Annotated in this window: 13 protein-coding genes and 1 pseudogene; 9 read left to right on the forward strand and 5 right to left on the reverse strand. The window is 62.1% G+C overall.

The features are described 5' to 3' along the window. The first annotated feature begins 485 nt into the window (after positions 1-485). From NOG11_RS14625 to NOG11_RS14645, 5 genes are all read left to right on the forward strand, one after another. On the forward strand, positions 486-1,370 hold the full coding sequence (locus tag NOG11_RS14625) for a helix-turn-helix domain-containing protein (RefSeq protein WP_256620554.1): 885 nt from the start codon (positions 486-488) through the stop codon (positions 1,368-1,370). Positions 1,371-1,466: 96 nt separating this feature from the next. Continuing rightward, positions 1,467-2,429 (forward strand): alpha/beta hydrolase, encoded by a 963-nt coding sequence (locus NOG11_RS14630; RefSeq protein ID WP_256620555.1) that lies wholly within the window; start codon positions 1,467-1,469, stop codon positions 2,427-2,429. 54 nt (positions 2,430-2,483) lie between these two features. Further along, positions 2,484-3,377: an alpha/beta hydrolase gene (locus NOG11_RS14635; protein ID WP_256620556.1), complete on the forward strand. Its 894-nt coding sequence runs from the start codon at positions 2,484-2,486 to the stop codon at positions 3,375-3,377. A 22-nt stretch (positions 3,378-3,399) separates the two neighbouring features. Next, positions 3,400-4,365 (forward strand): nuclear transport factor 2 family protein, encoded by a 966-nt coding sequence (locus NOG11_RS14640; RefSeq protein ID WP_256620557.1) that lies wholly within the window; start codon positions 3,400-3,402, stop codon positions 4,363-4,365. Next, the gene (locus NOG11_RS14645; RefSeq protein ID WP_256620558.1) at positions 4,362-5,165 is read left to right on the forward strand and encodes an SDR family NAD(P)-dependent oxidoreductase; all 804 of its coding nucleotides are present in this window, start codon (positions 4,362-4,364) and stop codon (positions 5,163-5,165) included. The genes NOG11_RS14640 and NOG11_RS14645 overlap by 4 nt, the downstream gene beginning before the upstream one ends. Before the next feature lie 471 nt (positions 5,166-5,636). Here NOG11_RS14645 and NOG11_RS14650 read toward each other — a convergent pair whose 3' ends face one another. From NOG11_RS14650 to NOG11_RS14670, 5 genes and pseudogenes are all read right to left on the reverse strand, one after another. Then, a complete protein-coding gene (locus tag NOG11_RS14650) occupies positions 5,637-7,937 on the reverse strand; it encodes a tetratricopeptide repeat-containing sensor histidine kinase (protein ID WP_256620559.1) in 2,301 nt (766 codons plus the stop codon). Positions 7,938-8,212: 275 nt separating this feature from the next. Beyond that, a pseudogene (locus NOG11_RS14655) lies at positions 8,213-9,034 on the reverse strand (IS5 family transposase). 264 nt (positions 9,035-9,298) lie between these two features. Then, positions 9,299-10,054: a hydrolase gene (locus NOG11_RS14660; RefSeq protein WP_256620560.1), complete on the reverse strand. Its 756-nt coding sequence runs from the start codon at positions 10,052-10,054 to the stop codon at positions 9,299-9,301. Positions 10,055-10,081: 27 nt separating this feature from the next. Next, on the reverse strand, positions 10,082-11,911 hold the full coding sequence (locus NOG11_RS14665) for an amidohydrolase (protein ID WP_256620561.1): 1,830 nt from the start codon (positions 11,909-11,911) through the stop codon (positions 10,082-10,084). Positions 11,912-11,926: 15 nt separating this feature from the next. Next, positions 11,927-13,132, reverse strand: a complete 1,206-nt coding sequence (locus tag NOG11_RS14670) for an alginate export family protein (RefSeq protein WP_256620562.1) — start codon at positions 13,130-13,132, stop codon at positions 11,927-11,929. A 508-nt stretch (positions 13,133-13,640) separates the two neighbouring features. Between NOG11_RS14670 and NOG11_RS14675 the strand changes: the two genes are divergently transcribed. The 4 genes from NOG11_RS14675 (at position 13,641) to NOG11_RS14690 (ending at position 19,322) form a co-directional block, all read left to right on the forward strand. Beyond that, positions 13,641-14,576, forward strand: coding sequence for an NADPH-dependent FMN reductase family protein (locus NOG11_RS14675; RefSeq protein WP_256620563.1), 936 nt, complete (start codon positions 13,641-13,643; stop codon positions 14,574-14,576). A 39-nt stretch (positions 14,577-14,615) separates the two neighbouring features. Further along, positions 14,616-15,209 carry an isochorismatase family protein gene (locus NOG11_RS14680; RefSeq protein WP_256620564.1) on the forward strand — a complete coding sequence of 198 codons (594 nt, stop codon included), beginning with the start codon at positions 14,616-14,618 and terminating at the stop codon, positions 15,207-15,209. Between the two features lie 98 nt (positions 15,210-15,307). Next, on the forward strand, positions 15,308-15,931 hold the full coding sequence (locus NOG11_RS14685) for a response regulator (protein WP_256620565.1): 624 nt from the start codon (positions 15,308-15,310) through the stop codon (positions 15,929-15,931). Between the two features lie 331 nt (positions 15,932-16,262). After that, the gene (locus NOG11_RS14690) at positions 16,263-19,322 is read left to right on the forward strand and encodes a sensor histidine kinase (RefSeq protein WP_256620566.1); all 3,060 of its coding nucleotides are present in this window, start codon (positions 16,263-16,265) and stop codon (positions 19,320-19,322) included. Positions 19,323-19,502: the final 180 nt, after the last annotated feature.

The raw sequence follows: 19,502 nt of genomic DNA on the forward strand, positions 1-19,502 counted from the left end.
GTTCTGAAGCTGAGGCAGCTCAGACTGCGTGGACCAACCGGCGCCAGAGACGAGTTCACACTCACAGCCCTCGCTCAGAACCTCAGAAAGCTCGCCAAGTTGAGGCCGGTGACACCAAGCCCCGCTCACTGAGGCGGGGCCGAAAGTTCAGATCTCCTCGCTGGTACCAGATCAGCGGCCGATAGGTCGTCAAAACCCCGACTTTTTCAACACAATAGCGCCTTCGCGCTAAGCTCGCTCGCGGATGATGTAGAACATGATTTTGCTGGTCCTGTNAAAGTTCAGATCTCCTCGCTGGTACCAGATCAGCGGCCGATAGGTCGTCAAAACCCCGACTTTTTCAACACAATAGCGCCTTCGCGCTAAGCTCGCTCGCGGATGATGTAGAACATGATTTTGCTGGTCCTGTGAGCACATGAACGCCAGGCTCCAAAACCTGTTCTAGCCTTGCTGGAAAGTTCGTGTTCTCGAAGGGAGGCGAGCAAGTGAACCGCTATCAGGACGTTTATCCCAGCCCGCCTCTGATGAGGAGCGAGGATAAGTTGCACCCGCGAGCGGCAGAGCTTGTGCAGTTGGAGTATTTCGAGGCACCTGCGGCGAGCATGACGACGGAGGCGTTCGCGCAGCACCATATTCTGATCAATCTGAAGCCTGATCCACATCGGGTTGAGAACTGGCGTGGGGGCGAGCACCGCGATTTCATCTACAACCAGCATGAGGTGGTCGTCACACCGGCAGGTCTTGCAAGCGGCTGGCGGTGGCATGCGACCTCTCAAGTGATCGTAGTGACCATCGAACCCAGCCCCCTTGCCCGCTTCGCGAAGCGGGAGCTCGGTTTTGTCTTGTCGGATCGTCAGCTTAGGAACGAGCCGCAGCGGCATGACCCGGATCTCTGCAACGCAGCCCGCCAGCTTCATGAAGCCCTTCTGGCCGATGAGACGACGCGCGGCGTTCTCTATGAAGCGCTGGCACGGGTTTTCGTCGTCAAGCTGCTGGACGGCTACGGCGACCAACGCGGCGAGGTGCATGCGCCGTCGGCCGAGTTGGGGGCTCAACGCTACAAGCGGGTTCTCGACTTCATCGCCGAAAACCATTCGGGGTCGGTGGCTGTCGAAGACTTGGCCGATGCGGCGGGCATGGGTCCCTCCACCTTCGCCAGAGCTTTCAAGGCGACCCTAGGCGAGACGCCCCACCAGTTTCTGAGCCGGTACCGCGTCGAGCGGGCGCAGGAGATGCTCGCTGAGCCAGACACGCCGATGATCGACATCGCACTGGCCTGCGGGTTCAGCGATCAGTCGCATCTAGGCCGAGTGTTCAAGAAGGTCGTCGGGATAACGCCCAAAGCCTATCGGCAACGGATCACAGAATGAGGAGCGGCAGGATCGTCCCAAAACTAGGGCGGACCGTCCCAACATCGCTTCAGCTTTGATGGCACGGTCTCCTCACAGAACTTGAGGAGACCGATCATGACCAAGACCATTGCAGCTCTCGCCGCCTCTACAGCAGCCCTCGCTCTCGGTACTGCCGAGGCGGGCATGTCGAAACGTGTCGTCTTCACCTCGAACGGCGACCGACTGGTCGGCGACCTCTACCTGCCCGATGACTACCGGGAAGGTGACAAGCTGCCCGCCGTCATCGTCACCGGCGCCTGGACCACGGTGAAAGAGCAGATGCCGGCGCGCTACGCTTCGGAACTCGCCGACCGGGGCTACGCCGCGCTGGCGTTCGACTTCCGCGGCTGGGGCCAGTCCGAGGGCACGCCGCGCCAGCTCGAAGACCCCGAGCGCAAGACTCAAGACATCGTCGCTGCTGCCAGTTTCCTCGCAACGCAGCCCGAAATCGATAGCGAACGGCTTGGAGGTCTAGGGATCTGTGCGTCCTCTGGATACATGGTGGATGCGGCAGCTCGTGCGCCGGAGATACGCAGCCTCGCACTCGTCGCGCCCTGGCTCCATGACGCAGCACTCGTCAACCAGGTCTATGGTGGAGAGGAAAGTGTCCGCTCTCTGATCAAAACAGGCCGCGACGCCGAGCGCGGCTACGAACGGACCGGTGAAGAACAAATGGCCCTAGCTGCCAGCAGCACGGACGAAAGCGCCATCATGTTCCAGGCGCCTTACTACACGCAAGCGGAGGTTGGGCAGATTCCTGAGTGGGTGAATGAGTTCAACCTAGCTTCATGGGAGCCGTGGCTGACCTACGACGCCGTTTCGCTCTCGGCCAATCTCGGGGACATGCCGGTCAGCATCGTCCACTCCGAGGCCGCCGCTGTTCCGAACGGAGCGCACAGATTCTTCGCTGGTCTTCGCGGTCCGAAAGAGGAGCTCTGGCTCGAAGACGTGACGCAGTTCGGCTTCTACCACGAAGACGAGCCGGTAGGGAAAGCTGCGGACCGGGTGTCGGCACACTTCGAAGCCACCCTGCGATAGCGGATAAACAAAGTCCTAGCTCGATCTTTTGTAATTAAACAAAGGAGTACCACCATGTCAGCCATTGAGACCAGCCGGGTCACGTTCGAGAGCGGGGGCCTAAGCTTCGTCGGCGACCTTGTTTCGCCGGCCGGGGAGACTTCCAAGCTTCCGGCCGTCGCGATCATCGGTCCGATGACCTTCGAGCGTAACCAGGCTCCCAGCCGCTATGCCCAAACGCTGGCGGAGAACGGGTTCAGGGCTCTCGCGTTTGACCCCCGCTACCGCGGTGACAGCGGCGGCGAGCCACGGGCTTGGGAAAATCCTGTCCATAAGGTCGAGGATTTGAAAGAGGCCGTCTCGTTCTTGGCGAACCGAGACGATGTCAATGCCGATCGCGTGCATGTTCTCGGCATCTGCCAAGGTGGCTCAGAGGCGCTGCGAGCCGCGGCGGAGCACCCGGCGGCACGGTCGCTAACCACCATTACCAGTCAGTACCGTGACAAAGAGGGCGATCTCGCGTGGCTGACCGAAGAGGGCTACGAAGCGCGGCTCGCGCGAGGCGTCGAGGCCTTTCACAAATACCGGGATACTGGCGAGGTCGATTACGTCAAGGCTGTTGATCAAACCGATATGGAGGTCGGTATGCCCGGCGACTTTGTCTGGGAGTGGTATCAACCATGGGCGGATCGCGGAGAATGGGAGAACCGCTACGCCGTGATGAGTGACAAGGACTTGCTCGAATACGAGTCGATCAGCGCAGCGCAGACCATCGGAAAACCATGGCTGATGATCCACGGCGATCAGTGCTTCCTTCCGGACGCCGCCAAACGCCATTTCGACGCGATCCCGGAGGGGACACCGAAGCGGCTGGTCTGGGACGACACTCCGCACCTCGCCTATTACGACCAGGCCGACGCCATTGCCCGCGGGACCGCGGAGACGGTCGCCTGGTTCGAACGCCACTAAGATATTTGAAGAGGAGCTGTTCATGTCCCGCCTTATCGGAGCCGCCGCCATGTCTTTCGTCACTACCGTCCTAACACCGAACGCTTCAGCCCAAGACGCTGATGTCGCCGCTATCGAGACCATCGTCGAAAGTGTCGGTACTCTCGCCGACCGGGGCAACTTCATGGATCTCGAAGCACTCTATGCTCCGGAGGTCAGGGTCGATTACTCGTCTTTGAGTGGCCAGACCGCCGAACTGAAGAGTCCTCGCGGCTTGATGACTGAATGGGCGGCGACGCTTCCCGGTTTCGACCGTACACGCCATGAGCTCAGTGCTGTGGAAGCGAAGGTTCGCGGTAAGCAGGGGTCCGCCACTGCGGATGTCGTTGCCAGCCACTGGCTTGGCGAGCAGTTCTGGCAGGTCGAAGGCCGCTACGCCTACGAGTTCGAAAATGATGACGGCAACTGGCTCATCACTTCCATGACCTTCGTCCTCGAAGAAGAGACCGGCAGTAGAGAGATTTTCGGTCCGGCTATGGAAGCGGCTGCAGCGAACCCTCCCGCCATCATCGTTCGTCAGCAGACGAGAGATGCTGTTCGAACGTTCCTATCGGGCCTCGAAGAGAAGGACATGGAGAAGGTCAACGGCGTCTGGGCGGAGGACGCGGTCCAGCATATGCCCTTCTCTCCAGAGGGCTTTCCAAAGCGGGTGTCGGGCCGTGAAGGGCTCATGGCTCATTATGCTGGGTGGCCGGAGAACGCGCGAAATGCGGACTTTACGAGCCATCTCGTCTTCTACGACACGCTCGATCCCGAGGTCGTCTTCGCCGAGTGGCGCGGTAACGCCGATATCGTCCCGACGGGAAGGACCTATAGGCAGACCTATGGCGGCCTCTTTCACGTGGAGGACGGGAAGATCGCTCTCTTCCGCGAGTACTACGACCCAGCAGCGTTCGCCTACGCGTTCGGCCTGGATGGCGATCGCGGCTCTTTCAGAGGCGAGGAATGACCGGGCGTCTAGCCCTCGTCACTGGCGCCAATCGAGGCATCGGTTTCGAAGTCGCCCGTCAGCTCATCGAACGGGAATGGTCTGTCTGGGTCACGGCACGTGATCCGGCGAAGGCAGAAGCGGCCGCCGAGAAGCTAGGTAGATCGGCTCTTCCTCTCGCTCTCGACGTCACCGATAGCCAGTCGATCGAAAATGCCTTCTGTGAAGTAAGTGCAGGATCGGAAACTATCCATATCGCCTTCAACATTGCCGGTGTCGTTTTCGGCAGAGGTTCCCTCACGGGCAACGCTCCGCTTGCGGATGTTGACCTCCAGGGCTTCGACGACGTCTGGTCAACCAACACCCGCGGCATGTTCTCGTCGATGAAAGAAGAGATCCCTGTGATGCTCGGAAATGAGGCGTGGGGCCGGTACGGGCTGAAGGGTGTGATCATCAACAATGCATCGGTCTCCGCCCATGGCGTTTTCCCCGGCATCGGGCCTTACTCGGTCTCCAAGCACGGTGTCCTCGGGCTGACACGGGGAGCGGCGCTCGACTACGGAAAGGATGGCCTCCGGATCGTTTTGATATCGCCGGGCGGCGTCGACACACCCATGAGACGCGCTTCGATCGAAGCTCAAGGCCGCGACCCTGACGAGAATCCAGCCCCCAATGTTCAGCACAGAACCAATACTTCCGAGGAAATGGCTGACGTCGTGATGTACCTGGCGTCGCCCAACGCTCCATCCTCTATCCACGGAACGGACATCGATGTGACGATGGGCATGTTGACCGGTCCGTTCGCGCCCCCGGCAGCCTGAGGGAGGGACTATCGCTGACTCGGAACGATGACACGAGTTCCAAACTCTTGCCGAAAGCTGTGTCCGTAATCGCGCCTCAGCGCCGATCATCACCGAACAATCAGTGTTGAGATCTCATGCATCTGCTGCTTTTTCTAAATAGCGGACGATGGAGACTCTCCTCTGAAATTATGGGGCGGAAAGGCGATGTTGGTACCCCGCCTACAAAGGCCTACAGAACCGCGCGTAGAACAGGCCCCGTTCTGTGAAGGGAGGTCTGTTCGCACGCGGCCTACAGCGCCTCAGACCTCGTTGCGCTGCCAACGCTAAGAAGCATCTCGTTCCACTGACACGTCGCAAGGCTGAGCGCTTTCGCCGGAACGCAGGACCGTCCTGGCAGCACGGCTGGTGTGTCACTGCGACGCCCGCATAGAGACCGTGCCCACTGACGCCGTTCGCCGGTTGAGGGGAGTACTGGCGGTCCGGTCCCGGCTAGAATGTGACGCGCCATACCGTCCCTTCCTTGCTCAGTGGTCTGCTCAATCGGCCCGAAACTTGATGCGCGAGGTCTTCGAGTAGCTGGAGCCCGTGGAATGTATCGCCGGACGGGTTGGGAGTACTTGTGCTGTCGAACCCCCGACCGTCGTCGGCGATCTCGAGAACGCGCGAGCCACTTGCCGTCGAAACCGATACCCGGATCTCTCCACCTTCGGGACCAAACGCGTGCTTATATGCGTTGGTGATGAGTTCGCAGGCGATGAGACCGATCGGTGTGAACTCGTCAGCGTCCATCGGCACGTTCTCCACATCCGTCACCAGCTTCACCTCGTCGCGTCCCAGGCTGGCCTCCAACATCTCCGCCAACTGGTCGAAGAAGGTCTTCGGGTCGGCTCGACGCTCCTGACCCTCGCGGTAGAGATGGTGATGGATGAGCGCCATCGTTCGGGCTCGATCGGCCGTCGAATTCGCCAGCGATACCGCGTCGCTGTGAGCGCTCGGTTGACGCGCTCCGAGGTTCAGGAGACTGCAGATCAGGTGGAGGTTGTTTCCGGCGCGATGCTGGGTCTCCCGGAGGAAGGTCGTCTGCGCCGCCGCGAGGCGGCGCTGGTTGCGGAAGGCGATATAGGCGAAGAACGCAGCCAACACGGCTAGCGTGAACAGGGCGAAGCCGGCGGCGGTCCAGGTTTGCGTCCGTTGCAGCCTCAGTTCGCGCACTTCCGCCTCGCTGCGCAACAGCTCCAGCGCCCGTTCGCGATCGGATATCTCGAAGCGAAGCTGCGCGGTGGAGGTCGCCTGCAGGCTCTCACGCTCGAACCTGGCCTCGCTCAACGCGAGTGCGCGGTTTGCATTGTCGATCCCATCCTCGGCTCGGCCCATCCTGCGCATAAGCCTCGCCATGTTGGTATGGTATCGCAGCTCCCAGAGGTTGAAGCGAGTGTCCCTGTCGAGCGAGTCCCGGTCGACGTCGTCGCGTTCAGTGATAGCCGTTGCCTCAGCCAACGCTTGCTCGGCCAGAGCGGTATCTCCGGCTTCCAAGTGTTGCTCCGACAGCCAGATCAGTACCGCCGCGGCTTCCAGCGGATTGCGCTTCAAAAGAATGACGGGGACTGCCCTTTGGGCTTCGGTGATCGCTTCCTCGCTGCGCCCTAGCCCCTCCAACGAACGGGCACGTGCATAGTGCATGAACCCGCGCACCGTTGCCGACGGATCATCCGATACATAGCGTTCGGCATCATCGAAATGGCGTAGTGCATCCTCGTGCCGCCCCTGCATTCCGCGCGCCCAGCCGATATTGGTAAGCAGCGTCGCGCGCCACTGCTCGTTGGGAAGCTCCATGTCCTCGGACAGGTCGATCGCGCGCTCGACCATTCCGATCGCGGTTTCGTACTCGCCCATATCGCCGAGAATGGCCGCCAGGCTGTTGAGTGCACGGACCTGAAGCAGGATGTCGCCTTGGTTCTGGTCGATGACCTCCTGGTATCCCCGCACCGCACGCGGGAGGTCGCCGCCGCGATAGTAGGTCGCCGAGATCTGGAAGCGGAGTTGCGGCTCGATGACCGCAAGACGGGCCAGCTCGGGCGCGCGCAGGTCTTCGAGGATGGCTTCTGCCATCTCCCGCGCTTTCTCGATATCGCCTCGGACATTCGAGCGGACCACCGCCCCATATCGAAGGCAGATTTCGAAAGCGGCCTCGCCGCTCTCCTCCGCGGCGCGGATGAGCGAGTTCAGTGCCTCCTCATCCATTCTGGCAGCGTTGCTCACGGCGCTCGAGGTCTGACCGCATAATCGTTTCAGGTCTTGATCGGAGAGATCTCGCCGCATCGCCAAGGCCTGGCGATAGGTCTCGACGGCGCGCTCCGTCGCGCCTGCGCGCAGATAGGAGGAACCGAGCCTTATGCGGGCTACCGCCTCGGCCCGGCGCATTCCTTCGCCCCGGGCAATGGCGCTCTCGTTTTGCGCATGTTCAGCCGCAGCTTCGAAGTCTCCGCCATCATACGCCAGCCGGAACAGGCCCCTCAGGGCGACAAGCTGCTTATGCGGGTCGTCATGATGACGTCCGTCCTCGAGCAGGCCGAGCAGTTCGGCATATCTCGAGGAAGCAGGATCGGAAGGGTCGTTCGGCAAGGCCATGGCGCGAAACAGCGGCCTAGACTCGGTTTCTGCTGCTGCTTCGAACCGGGTCAGCTTCTCTGCTTCGAGCGTGGCATTGCCGCTCTCAACATATCTGCGAGCAAATTGAGACTGCTGCGCGCTTCCCGCCTTCGCAAATGCCTTGAGGCATCGGTCGGCCATCTGCGAGGATGTGACTTCGATCGCGCCCGGGGGGGTGAGAAGGGCGGAGCAGGAGGCGGCTAAGGGTCCTCCGTTTTTGGACTCAGAACAAGACGAGATCGCGCACCCGATCAGCGCGATCGAGGCAGTGAGGAAGACACCTCCTAATCTGAACTTCGACTGGTTCACACCCTAATCCGCCTCGAGATGGCCAACAGCCCATCGGCGGTGCCACCATACTGCTCAGAGCGTAACTGGCTACCTCGGCGGTTGGATAGCCGCAGACCGTTGGCCTCCTAGGTCCTGTTGACAAAGTGGCGATGCCCCAGTCGCAGGCTGCCGAGGTGGATGAAGCCGAGGTAGCTATCGGCGGTTTTGTCGTAGCGGGGGGCGAGGCGACGTAACCATTTGAGTTTGCCTATGCCCCGCTCAATCTGGTTGCGGAGGGCGTAGATGAAGTCGTCGAGGGGGATGGGCATCTTTCGACCTTTCCGCCCCGGAGTCATCCGTGTGGCCTTACGTGCTTCGAGGTCGTCTCTGATCCGATCGGCGTCGTAGCCCTTTTCTACGAGAAGCAACTTCGGGTCGGGCACATCGGTCTCCATGAGAAGGTCGTAGCCAAGGTAGCCTGGGACCTACCTGGTGGTGACCTCGGCGGCGAGCGGCAAGACTAAGGCGTTGGTTTGGACGTAAAGCCATCTTTTGAGCGGCGAAGACCTTTTCTTTGAGTCCCGTTCATCCGCTTTGCGGCTGAACTGCGCCCGCTGCCGAAACATGGGCTCTGACGATTGTACTATCAATCATCTGTACGCTGTCCGGCTGCGCACCGCTCTCGGCCAAAGCTTCGAGCATCGCCTTCCGCACCTCGGCAAGGGTTCAGCGCCTGAACTGCCGGTAGACCGTGGACCACTTGCCGAACTGCTCGAGCAGATCCCGCCACTGAGCATCCGTCCTGGCGATCCGGAACACGCCATCGAGTGTCAGCCTGTGGTCCTTCGGAGGTCGTCCTGACTTCCTGCCGCTGCTACAACAAACGGCTCGAAGAACCGCCGCTCCGCATTTGACATCAACCTGGGAACCACGATCGCCTCCGCAAAACGATCGTGAATGACAAGCATAACCGGCTACGAAATCACTTTGTCAACAGGACATAGTCCTTTATCGGTCGTTTAAGGTTTCCAGTTTGGGAAAGGTTTGGGGGGTGATGTACCCAGAATATTGCTGGGCACTGGGAACAGACTATCCGCCTACCCCTCGTCAAGGGATAGGCGAATGCGCGAGTACAGGATGCTCTGAACAGAGTGGAGAGTTCCAGCAGATCGTCACACGTAGGCAGGAGGGAGCTGAGTCAGGATCGCTTCTCTCCTGTCTTCCTTATACTGCTATTCGCCGCCCTCGGAGGCATTGAACATCTCCTTCGCATAAAGAACACCTAACCCGTAGGCGCCGCCATGCTCTTTGACGATCTCGTTCGTCGCGGCATAGGTCTCGCCCCTCGCCCAGTCGCGTTGCAGCTCCAGAAGGTACTGCATGGAGGTGATGGGAGTGGCGCCCGCCTCGACCATGCGGGTGATGGCATCGTTGTGTATCTGTTCGGACATGCCGCCAGACGCGTCGGTGACGAAGTAGACATCGTAGCCGTTATCGATGGCGGAGAGGACGGCAAAGACCCCGCAAACCTCCGTCCACAGCGCAGCGATGACGATCTTGTCCTTGCCGATCTCGTTGACGCGGTCCGTGACGCGCTCGTCTTCCCAGGTGTTCATCGAGGTTCGGTCGATGGGTTCCTGGTCGGGGAAGACCGCCTGGAGCTGAGGGAAGATCGGGCCGGAGAAGGTGCTCCTGGCGACCGTGGTGAGGATGGTGGGCACCTCGAAGAGCTCGGCCGATTTGGCGACCAGGGTCACATTGTTGATCAGGAGGCTGGTCTCGATCGAGTTGGTGGCGAAAGCCATTTGCGGCTGGTGATCGATCAGGATCAGGGTGTGGTTGGCCGGTGTCAGGAGCGACGCCGCCGGGTCGGGGCGAGCCTCGGCGCCTCGATTGCGCTGGGCCTCGGCATGGCCGGTGACGCCGGAGGCGAGGCTTGCGAGAAGGCCTGCCGCGGTTGCTGCTAGAAGGGGTCGAATAAGGCGCATGTTAGTTCCTTTCAACTTGTCAGTAGGTTAGCGCTGATAGCCGCCATAGGTCCGTACCGGGGACCAGGCGGGTTCGATGGGGTCGAGGGTGGGGGCCAGATCCTCAAAGCCGTTCTGTCCGTGAACGACCTGGCCGCCGGTGATGGTGAGATCGGCTTCGATGGAGGAGAGGTCGCTATCCGCCACATCGAGATAGGGGACGTTGAGAACGGCGAGATCCGCGTACTGACCGCGTACGAGGCGGCCTTTCAAGCGCTCTTCCTGGCTGAACCAGGCGGAGCCGACCGTGTAGTGATAAAGGGCTTCCTCGCGGGTCAGGCGGTGGCGCCCAGCGTGGAGCTTGGTGCCGCCGACGCTCTCGCCGGTGATGGCCCATGCGAGGGCGGGCCAGGGGTTGTAGCTTGCGACCCTGGTGCCGTCCGTGCCGAGACCAAGCGGGATGCCAGCGTCGATGACATCGCGCAGGGGCGGGGCGTTGTCCGCGGCTTTCCTTCCGTATCGGTCGAGGAAGTACTCACCTGCATAGGCCATGCGGGCCTGCATGGCGATGCCACCGCCCATGGACTTGATCCGCTGGATGGTCCGCGGCGTGAGCGTCTCGCCGTGGTCGATCGCCCAGCGCACGCCGCCAAAGCCCTCCCGGCCCGCCTCGACCTCGAGGGTGTGCGCCTCCTCGAAGACGCCGAGAATGTGGTTTACGGAAGGGTCGTAGGTGGCATGGATGCGCAAGGGCCAGCGGTTCTTAAGGAGGTGGCGGGTCACCCCTAGGAGGTCCTCGCGCCAGCCCTTCCGGGTGGTGATGTCGGGGCGGCCCGCGAGAAAGTTCTCATAGTCACCGGCGGACCAGGCGAGGAACTCGCCGCCGCCTTCGACCTCATAGCCGTGACGTAGGCCCTCGGCCTCGTTGACCCCGGCTTCGAAGGCTTTCGTCCAGGCCTCGAACTCCGCCAGCTCCGCTCCCTTGTTCTGGGGGAAGAGGTAGGCGGAGACGCGCAAGGACAGATCGCCCGCCGCAGCCAGGGCACCCGTACTCGCATAGTCCTTTGGGAAGGTATGCCCGCCGCCGCCAGCGTCGATGGCGCTAGTCAGCCCGAAGCGGTTGAGCTCGCGGTAGTAGTGCATGGTCGAGCTGATCATGGCGTCCTCACCCAAGGGCGGGAGGGCACCGATCGAGCCGTAGAGAAGGTCAGGGTTCGGTTCGGCATGGAGGATGCAGCCGCCATCCTCGGTGAACTCGTAGCGGGTTCCTTCGGGCGCCTCGGTCTCGGGAGTGAGGCCGCGTACCTCCACGGCCTTCTTGTTGAGATAGCCTTGGCTGTAGAGGTAGAGCACATAGACCGGTACATCGGGCGCTGCCTCAGTCAGCTCCCCCGGTGTGGGCAGGCGGCGCTCCTCGAACTGGAAGGGAGACCAGCCGCCGATCACGCGCACCCACTGGCCCTCTGGCGTGCGGGCGGCCTGTTCACGGATCATCTCAAGGCCGCGCGCCAGGCTGCCGACGCCGTCCCAGCGAAGCTCGGTAGCGTAGAAGCGGCCACCTCGGGTCACGTGGAGGTGGCTGTCGTTAAGGCCGGGAATGACAGTCCGGCCGCCTAGGTCGATCTCCTCTGTGCCTCTGCCGACGAGCTCTCTTATAGCACTATCTTCGCCCACGGCGGTGATCACGCCGCCGCGCATGGCGATGGCTGTGGCCCGCCGCTGCCATGGGTTCTGGGTGATCAGCCTGCCGCCGAAGAGGATGAGATCGGGGGCGCCGCCTCCTTGGGCTGAGGCAGGGCCGAGACCGGCGAGCGCCGATGCCGCGCCGCCATAGGCCAGGACGAGGCGCCTGCTGGGGTGGTGGGTCAAGTGGGCCATATCTCTCTTCCGTTCTCAGAAGTTCTTGGTGAGGCTGAGCTCGACGAAGTGGAGGTCGTCCGAGGGGCCGGTGCCTTCGATGAAGGATTTGGGGGAGGCGTAGGTGTAGAGAAGGCTGCCGGTGAGCCGCTTTGTCGGATGCCACTCCGCCCCGGCGGAGAAGCCCACCTGAACGAAGTTCTCGTCCGAGCCGAGACCGTCTCGCAACAGGAAGTCGGGCGGGCCGTAGAGGCCATCCTGATCGGATAGTCGCCAGTGGTGATCGACGGAGAAGCTGAGGGCCAGTCTTGGGCTGGGCTCGAGGCTGACCGAGGGCCTTATGCTGACGAAGTTGGAAGGGCCGAGGATCGCTGCTTCGGAGAAGTAGTTGCCGCGGGGGTAGAGGGCGTCGAAAGTGCCAAGCTTGCCGTCCTCCTGCCGGTCGTCTCCCGAGGCGATGCTGAAGCCGAGCTCGAAGGTGGGCTGCAGCATCCAATCGCGCACGCTTCGCCCGCCCTGCACCGCGAAGGTCCACGCGGAGATATCGAGCCCGCCGTGAGAGCCTCCCTGGTAGACGCCCTCGAGGTCCCAGTGCCAGCGCTCACCGTCCGAATACACCCTGCCGCCCCAGCTGTGGCGCTTCTGGTCGTCCGTGCCCTCAATGGTCTGGGCATCCGACTGCTCGTTGTAGAGGTAGTAGACATCGGCGCCGCCGAACTTGGCCTCGAAGGTGGTGTGCAGCCCGGCGAGAAGCTCGCCCTGGTTGGAATTGTCGTTGAACACACCCTCGGACTGTACCTGGACGAGCCAGAGACCGAAGGCGGTCGCCTCGAAGGCCTCACCCTGCCAGATGCTACGTACACCGTCCCAGGTCCGCCGGACATTGGTGCCCTCGCGCACACCGACGAGGCGCTGGCTGCCGAGCTTCATCTCCTGTCGCCCAAGCCGCACAAAGAGGTTTGGGCTTCCCGCCTCGACATAGCCCTCCTGCAGATCGAGATTGTTGCGCTCGACGGGGCTGGTGCTTACTCCTTCTTGCAGTGCGCTGAGGAGGGAGACCTTTGCACGTAGGGGTAGATCGCTTCTCGTATGAGCGGCGAGGGCGAGGCGCTGCGCCCAGAACGAGCCTGCCTCCTCGCTGTCTTTGTCGAAGAGAATGGCGCTGTTGAAGACACCCCGCTCCCTGATTTGTCCCGAGAAGGAAAGGGCAGGCTCCTGCGCCACCAGAAGAAGAGCGACCAAGCCCATGCTATATGTCCAGCAGTTGAGAAGCCTGCAAGGAAGAGTGCGTGCTTCGTTTCTCGTGCATGTTGCTTGGCTTATGGATAGGAGTATTCCGTTGCAATATGAAATAGCACATGGGGTTCTTCGCTTGCTGGCGACTAGTCTTCCTCTTCCATCCTAAAGCGGCGAGCACAGCCACGCACTAGACCTTCGGCTAGTTCGTGCGCTTCTGCGCAGCTCACTGATGTTTTTGTGATCTGGCTCTGAGGTCGGCTTTTGCAGCCGTCAGCTGCTACTGAGCAGGATTTTGATATCATTAGCTCTGTTGACGCTTGGCTCGTTGCGATAGTCGCTATGAGGTGCACGGAGAGGTGGCCTAATCGACCAAGCAGAAAAGCTAGCCGATAGTCTAGCGCCCACTATCGTCGATTGGCCGTCGTGGGCGGACGGTACTGCACGTAAGGTGAAGAGACCCCCGGGCGAACTCTGGGGGCCAGTCGAGAGCTAGCCAGACCGGAGAACCGCCATGGCAGACGATAGTAACGACCCGACCGCTAAGCGGATCCTGGAGCTTCTGGAACAGGAGGTCGTCGCTTCGGGCGACGATGAGGAGACCCGTGCGCTGGTCGACCGAACGAGACGCCGTTTTCTAAGCGGAAGCGTTGCGGGGGCCGCTGCCGCGGGGCTTGCAGGAACAGCCGTAGCCGGAGGTGTTCAGGAGGCCCCTACTAAACCACGCATCATGGTGGTCTATACGACGGATACGAACTCCACCCGGCGGGTCGCCGAGCGCGTGATCGCGGGGGTGGATACTGTGGCGACAGCCGAGCCCCGTCTACTTCAAACCGGCCGCGAGGTATCGCGGGACGACATGCTGTCCTGCGACGGTCTGATCATCGGAACACCGGTGCGCCACCGCAACATGCACCACCGCATCAAGATCTTCGTCGAGGAGGTCATCGAGCAGCTATGGCTGGACGACGCCATGGTCGGCATGGTTGGGGGAACGTTCTCCGTAGGCGGCGGTTACGGTGATGCCGGTGCCGGGGCTGAGCAGTGCCAGCTCGGGTTACTGGCTGCGATGGCGGCCAACGGCATGATCATGGTGCCCCTACCCAAGGCGACACCCGGCGCGGACCATGCCTGCTGCCACTGGGGACCAGCGGTGAGAACCGGCGGGCCGAAGATGGAGGCGATCTGGCCTACGGTGTCCGCCCTCGACTGTGCCTACCACCACGGCGCCAATGTCGCTCGGGTGACAGCGCAGATCAAAGCATCTCCGGCGCCCCTATTCGCCTCTGGCAACGTCTCACCGAGTAAGGAGCTTCTCAAGCTGTTCCAGGCGGGCGGGACAACCATGGAGACCGCAGATGAAGTGCCCGCTCGGGACAGCAACCCTGCTTTCCGTCAAACAACCCATCCGGACTATCCGTCGGGAGACGGTTTCAAGTCAGGTAAGTAGAACCCCCCACACCCTTCATCCCAACCAAGGAGACCGGATATGGAACTCTTCACCACCGATGACGCTGCCATGCTGCTGATCGACCACCAGGTCGGGACCATCAAGCTGAGCCGCAACATCGATCAGGACCTTCTGATCAGAAACACGAGGGCGCTCGCTCGCACGGCGGTCGCAACGAAGATGCCGCTGATCCTGACCACATCGCAAGAAGATCACTTCCAGGGACGGCTGATCCCCGATCTAGAGGAGATCGCGCCCAAGGCTTATCAGGCCAGGGTCAAGAGGCCCGGCACGGTAGACGCCTTCACATACGACCCCTTCCGCAGCGCGGTAGAGGGGACGGGCAAGCGCAAACTCATTATCGCAGGCCTTACCAACGATGTGTGCACGGTATTCCCTAGTATCTCTGCCAGGGCTGCTGGATACGACGTTCAGCTCGTCATCGATGGCGGCGGCTCACCCAACCAGGTGGCGGACGAGATGGCGGCCCAGCGCGCCCATGACCATGGCGTAGTCGTGACCACGACGAACCAGTGCCTCGCTGAGCTAGCCACCGACTGGTCGAGTGAGAACGGCCAGGCGATCCAGGGCATCCTCTACGAAGAGCTCCTCAAACCCTTCGTCGAGGAGTAGGGCGAGGGGGCCTGCCACGACTTCTGGGTAGGTCGACGGCGCACGGTATAGCTGACAGGGTGCCCACTGCAAAAAGTGCTTTTTCTGAAAGGCCATCCATGGGTGCGGCGATACGAGTGCTGATCGTGGACGATCACCCCTCCCTGCGGGCGGGGGTGAGGGCGCTTCTCGACAGCGAACCGGACATCGAGGTGGTGGCCGAGGCAGGCAGCGCAGCGGAGGCCAGGATCGCCTTCGTCAAGGATCGGCCCGACGTCTCGGTGGTCGACCTGCAGCTGCCTGACGGAGCCGGTGAGGAGCTGATCGCTGAGTTCGTCTCCACCCGGCCCGAGGCGGTGATCCTTGCCCTGACGAGCTTTGACGGGTCGGAGACCATCAAGAGAACCCTTGCCGCCGGCGCGCGGGGCTATCTGATGAAGAGCACGGCCTCGCAGGAGATCGTCGACGCGGTTCGCAGCAGCCATGGCGGAAGGCGGGTGGTGAAGGGTCTGGTCGCCGAGCGCCTTGCCGAAGCCATGCTGCAGGAGGACCTGACACCGAGGGAGATGCAGGTGCTAAGCGCGCTGACCTCGGGAGCGGGCAACAAGGAGATCGCGCGTGCGTTGGAGATATCGGAGGCCACGGTGAAGCTGCATATCGGTCACATTCTCTCCAAGCTCCAGGCCAAGACCCGGACGGAGGCGATCATGATTGCCCTCAAGACCGGCCTGATCCGCGCTTAGGTTGAGGTGAAGGGTAGGTTTGCTGCGTGGCAGCGGCTCAGCTGCAAACGATGATCTGAAGCATCCCGACCGAAGCCCTATGCCTGGTCATTTCTCCCCAGGGAGAGGCGGTCGCAGCGCGTTTCCTCTAGCGTAGCAGCGCAAACTGAGGCACTACCTAACGCACACCGCTGTTGAGGCCGCTGCTCTGCAAGCGTAGGCTTCTTCCGCCGGTCTCGCGCCCTCCCTGGGCGCGCGAAACGCCAACCGGCGGTCGATGGGAGCGGCTCGAGGCCTATATTAAGGTCGCGGCCGCCGTAAGGGCAGCGGTTTGAAACGTCACTTCGCTCTCATGGCAGCCCTGCTGCTCTCGGTTGGGTCGGCCCTCTCGCCTGCTGCGGGTGAGTCTACCTTCGCGAATTTCGCGCTCTACACCGAGCAGGATGGTCTTTCGACCCGCCGCATTCGAAGCGTCGTGACTGATCACGAGGGGTTTGTCTGGGTGGGGACGATGGCGGGCCTCAACAGGCTAGACGGCGAGCGCGTCGAGATGCTTCGCCACGACCCCACCGATCCCAACAGCCTGCCTGCCGACTATATCAACGCGCTGGCGGTGGGAGAGGACGGCACGCTCTGGGTGGGAACGGCGGCGGGCCTGGCGCTCCTGCGTCCCGGCGCGTTGGAGTTCGAGGTTCTCAAACCTATCACGAGCGGCCTGCCTGATGCCGTGGTCGGAGCGATACTGCCCACCGAAAGGGGCGCCTGGGTTGGGTTCTGGCATGCGGGCCTTTTCTTCGTACCCTCAGACGGTTCGGCAGTCACTAGGATCGTCAGTCCAGGCACTATCCTTTCCGACCAGTCCGACCTCACTGCTATCGCCGAAACCGATGATGGCTATCTATGGCTCGGCGGCAACGAGTCGGGGCTAATCAGGGCCAAGATCACCCCCGGCAGCGATGTTTTCGAAGCAGAGCTGATCGGCGGTCCCTCGGAGGATGTGATCAGCCTGCTCGTCGATAGCGAAGGCACGTTGTGGGTAGGGCACTGGCTTGGCCCGATCTGCCGCATTCCTCCGGGCACGAAGGAGCCATCGTGTCTCGATAAGCCCTCTAAGCCCATCACAGTTCGTCGCTTCGGTGAGCTTCAAAGGGGCGGGGTCCTCGCTGCCCATGATGATGGCCTCTACCTCATCGGCGGGGTGGGGGAGGCAAGCGAGACTCCGTCCGTCGTCCCCTTAGCGGCACCGGGTCTGCCTGACGGGGTGTGGGATATTGGGGTCGAAAGCAGCGGTCGGACCTGGATGGCCCTCTCGACGAAGGGGCTGCTGCGGGCCGAGCCGCCCCACCCCGGGATCAGGCGGCGCGTTGCCCCGTCTGACCTCGAGGACCGCACCGTCTACGGCGTGTTCAGCGAGCCGGGTGCGCTCTGGGTTAGCACCGAGGGCGGGCTTTGGGAGTTCGGCGGTGAGAGACCGCCGCGAAAGCATAGCCCCAAACCCATTGGCGGCGGGGCTGCTCTGCCGGGGGAGGTGATCTCCAGCGTCATGCGCGACAGTGCCGGGCTGTGGGTCGGTGTCTTCGAGCATGGGCCTCATGTGGTGGGGGACGGAGCGGCGCAAGCCGTACCCGTCGCGCCGGGAGAGGAGGGCGCGTTCCCTGACCGCACAGTCTTCGAAACCAAGAAGGCGCAGGACGGCAGCACCTGGTTTGCCACTGGGAAGGGCCTTGCAAGGCGAAGGGCCGGACAGATGGTCTTTGACCGGTTCGCCTCCGGGACCCGTCCGTCTGCTGCCGACGAGCGGTGGGAGGACGTGGTCTTCGGCCTGGCGTTCACCCCCGAGGGGCAGGTGATTACGGCGACGGAGTACGGCGTTTCGGTCCTGGACCCGGACACCGGTGAGAGCCGACGTTTTCTCTACGATCCGGGCAGCGCGACGGGTAACTATGTCACCTCCGTAGCCTCCGACTCGCGAGGCGCGATCTGGGCGACGAGCTGGCAGGGCCTCTACCGGATAGAGCCCGAGACCGGCGGCGTTCGGCACTACGGGCGGGAAGAGGGGCTACCCTCTGCCACCTTGTTTGGAGTGCTGGTCGATCGGGAGGACCGTATCTGGTTCAGCTCAACCGATGCCGTCTCCGTGCTGGATCAGGCCACCGGCAGCATCACCACCTTTGCGGCGGAGGCAGGCATTCCTCCGGGCTCGTTCGATATGTACGCGCATCATCTTAGTGAGAGCGGCGAGGTGTTCTTTGGCGGGCCGGGGGGCGTTTTCGAGTTCGATCCGCAAGAGGTCCGGCCGCCGGTAGCGATACCTGCGCTTCTCACCGGTGTCCGGGTCATGGATACGCCCGTCGAGGTGAGCGAGCTCACCTCGCTGCGCCACGATGAGAACTTCGTCTCCTTCGATTTCGCCCGGCCCTCGTTTCAGGATCCGCGGCGCAACCGCTACCGCTACCGCCTCTCCGGTGTCGATCCCGACTGGCGCGAGGCCCCCTATGGCCGCGCCACCGCCAGCTACTCCGACCTGCGTCCCGGGCGCTACATCTTCCGCCTCAGCACCAACAGACCTGAGGGCGGCTGGACCGAGCCGCGATCGATCAGCCTTTATATTATTCCGCCCTGGTACCGAACCCCGGCCGCCTACCTCTTTGGCATAGCGGCGCTGGTTACAGGATTGGTGGGCCTTCTATGGCTGCGCTACCGGGTGCTTTTGGACCGCCAGCGCGCCGCCTCCGAAGCCAGGTTTTCCGAGCGCCTCTCCCTGGCTCGGGACATGCACGACACGTTGCTTCAGGACTTCGCTGCCAACATCTTTCACACCGAGGCCGCTCTGAAGACGCTCAGAAGCGCTCCGGCAAAAGCGGGCGAACTTTTGGAGACGACCATCGTTCAGTCGCAACGCGCTCTCGCCGACGCTCGCAGAACGATCCTAATGCAAAGAGAGCCCGAAGAGGCCTGGTTGCCGAGCCGTTGGCAGGAGGCTTTCGCGGGAGCGGCTGCAGAGTTCGACGCTCGGGACATCCATTTCTGCCAACGGGTCGGGAAAGATTTGCACTGTTTCCCTGCACCGGTTTGTGAGGAAATTGTCCGTATTGGAACGGAAGCCCTCCGTAACGCTCGGGCCCACAGCGGTGCTTCGATCGTCGTCGTCAGCTTGGAGCGAAGCCGCGGCGGCCTTCTTCTATCGGTGAAGGATAATGGCCGGGGGTTTGAGGTCGGGAAGACCTATAAGGGCCGCCTCGGTCTCGTTGGCATGAGAGAGCGGACCACGCTGATCGGCGGCCAGTTGTCGATCCTGACGCAGTCAGGGAAGGGCACAAAGATCCTACTCGATGTTCCACGCAGGCGAGGGGGTTTTGCTTCCCACTTAAGCCGGACGCAGCCAGCCTCTCAATCTCGTAGCAACCGATAGTCACTATCAAGCTTGAAGGCCAAGAGAACGGTCCGTTCACGCCCACTCATAATGCGCGCTTCTCACAGCATAGAAGCTAAAGCGTCGGGCAAGCGGTAGACCTAGAACAGTGCAATTCGAAAACTGTAGCTCCAATTATGTCTTCTCTAATCGGGCATGGTAGTCGAGCTCCGTTGGTTG

Source organism: Parvularcula maris, assembly GCF_024505085.1.
In the GTDB taxonomy this organism is placed as follows: Bacteria; Pseudomonadota; Alphaproteobacteria; order Caulobacterales; family Parvularculaceae; genus Parvularcula; species Parvularcula maris.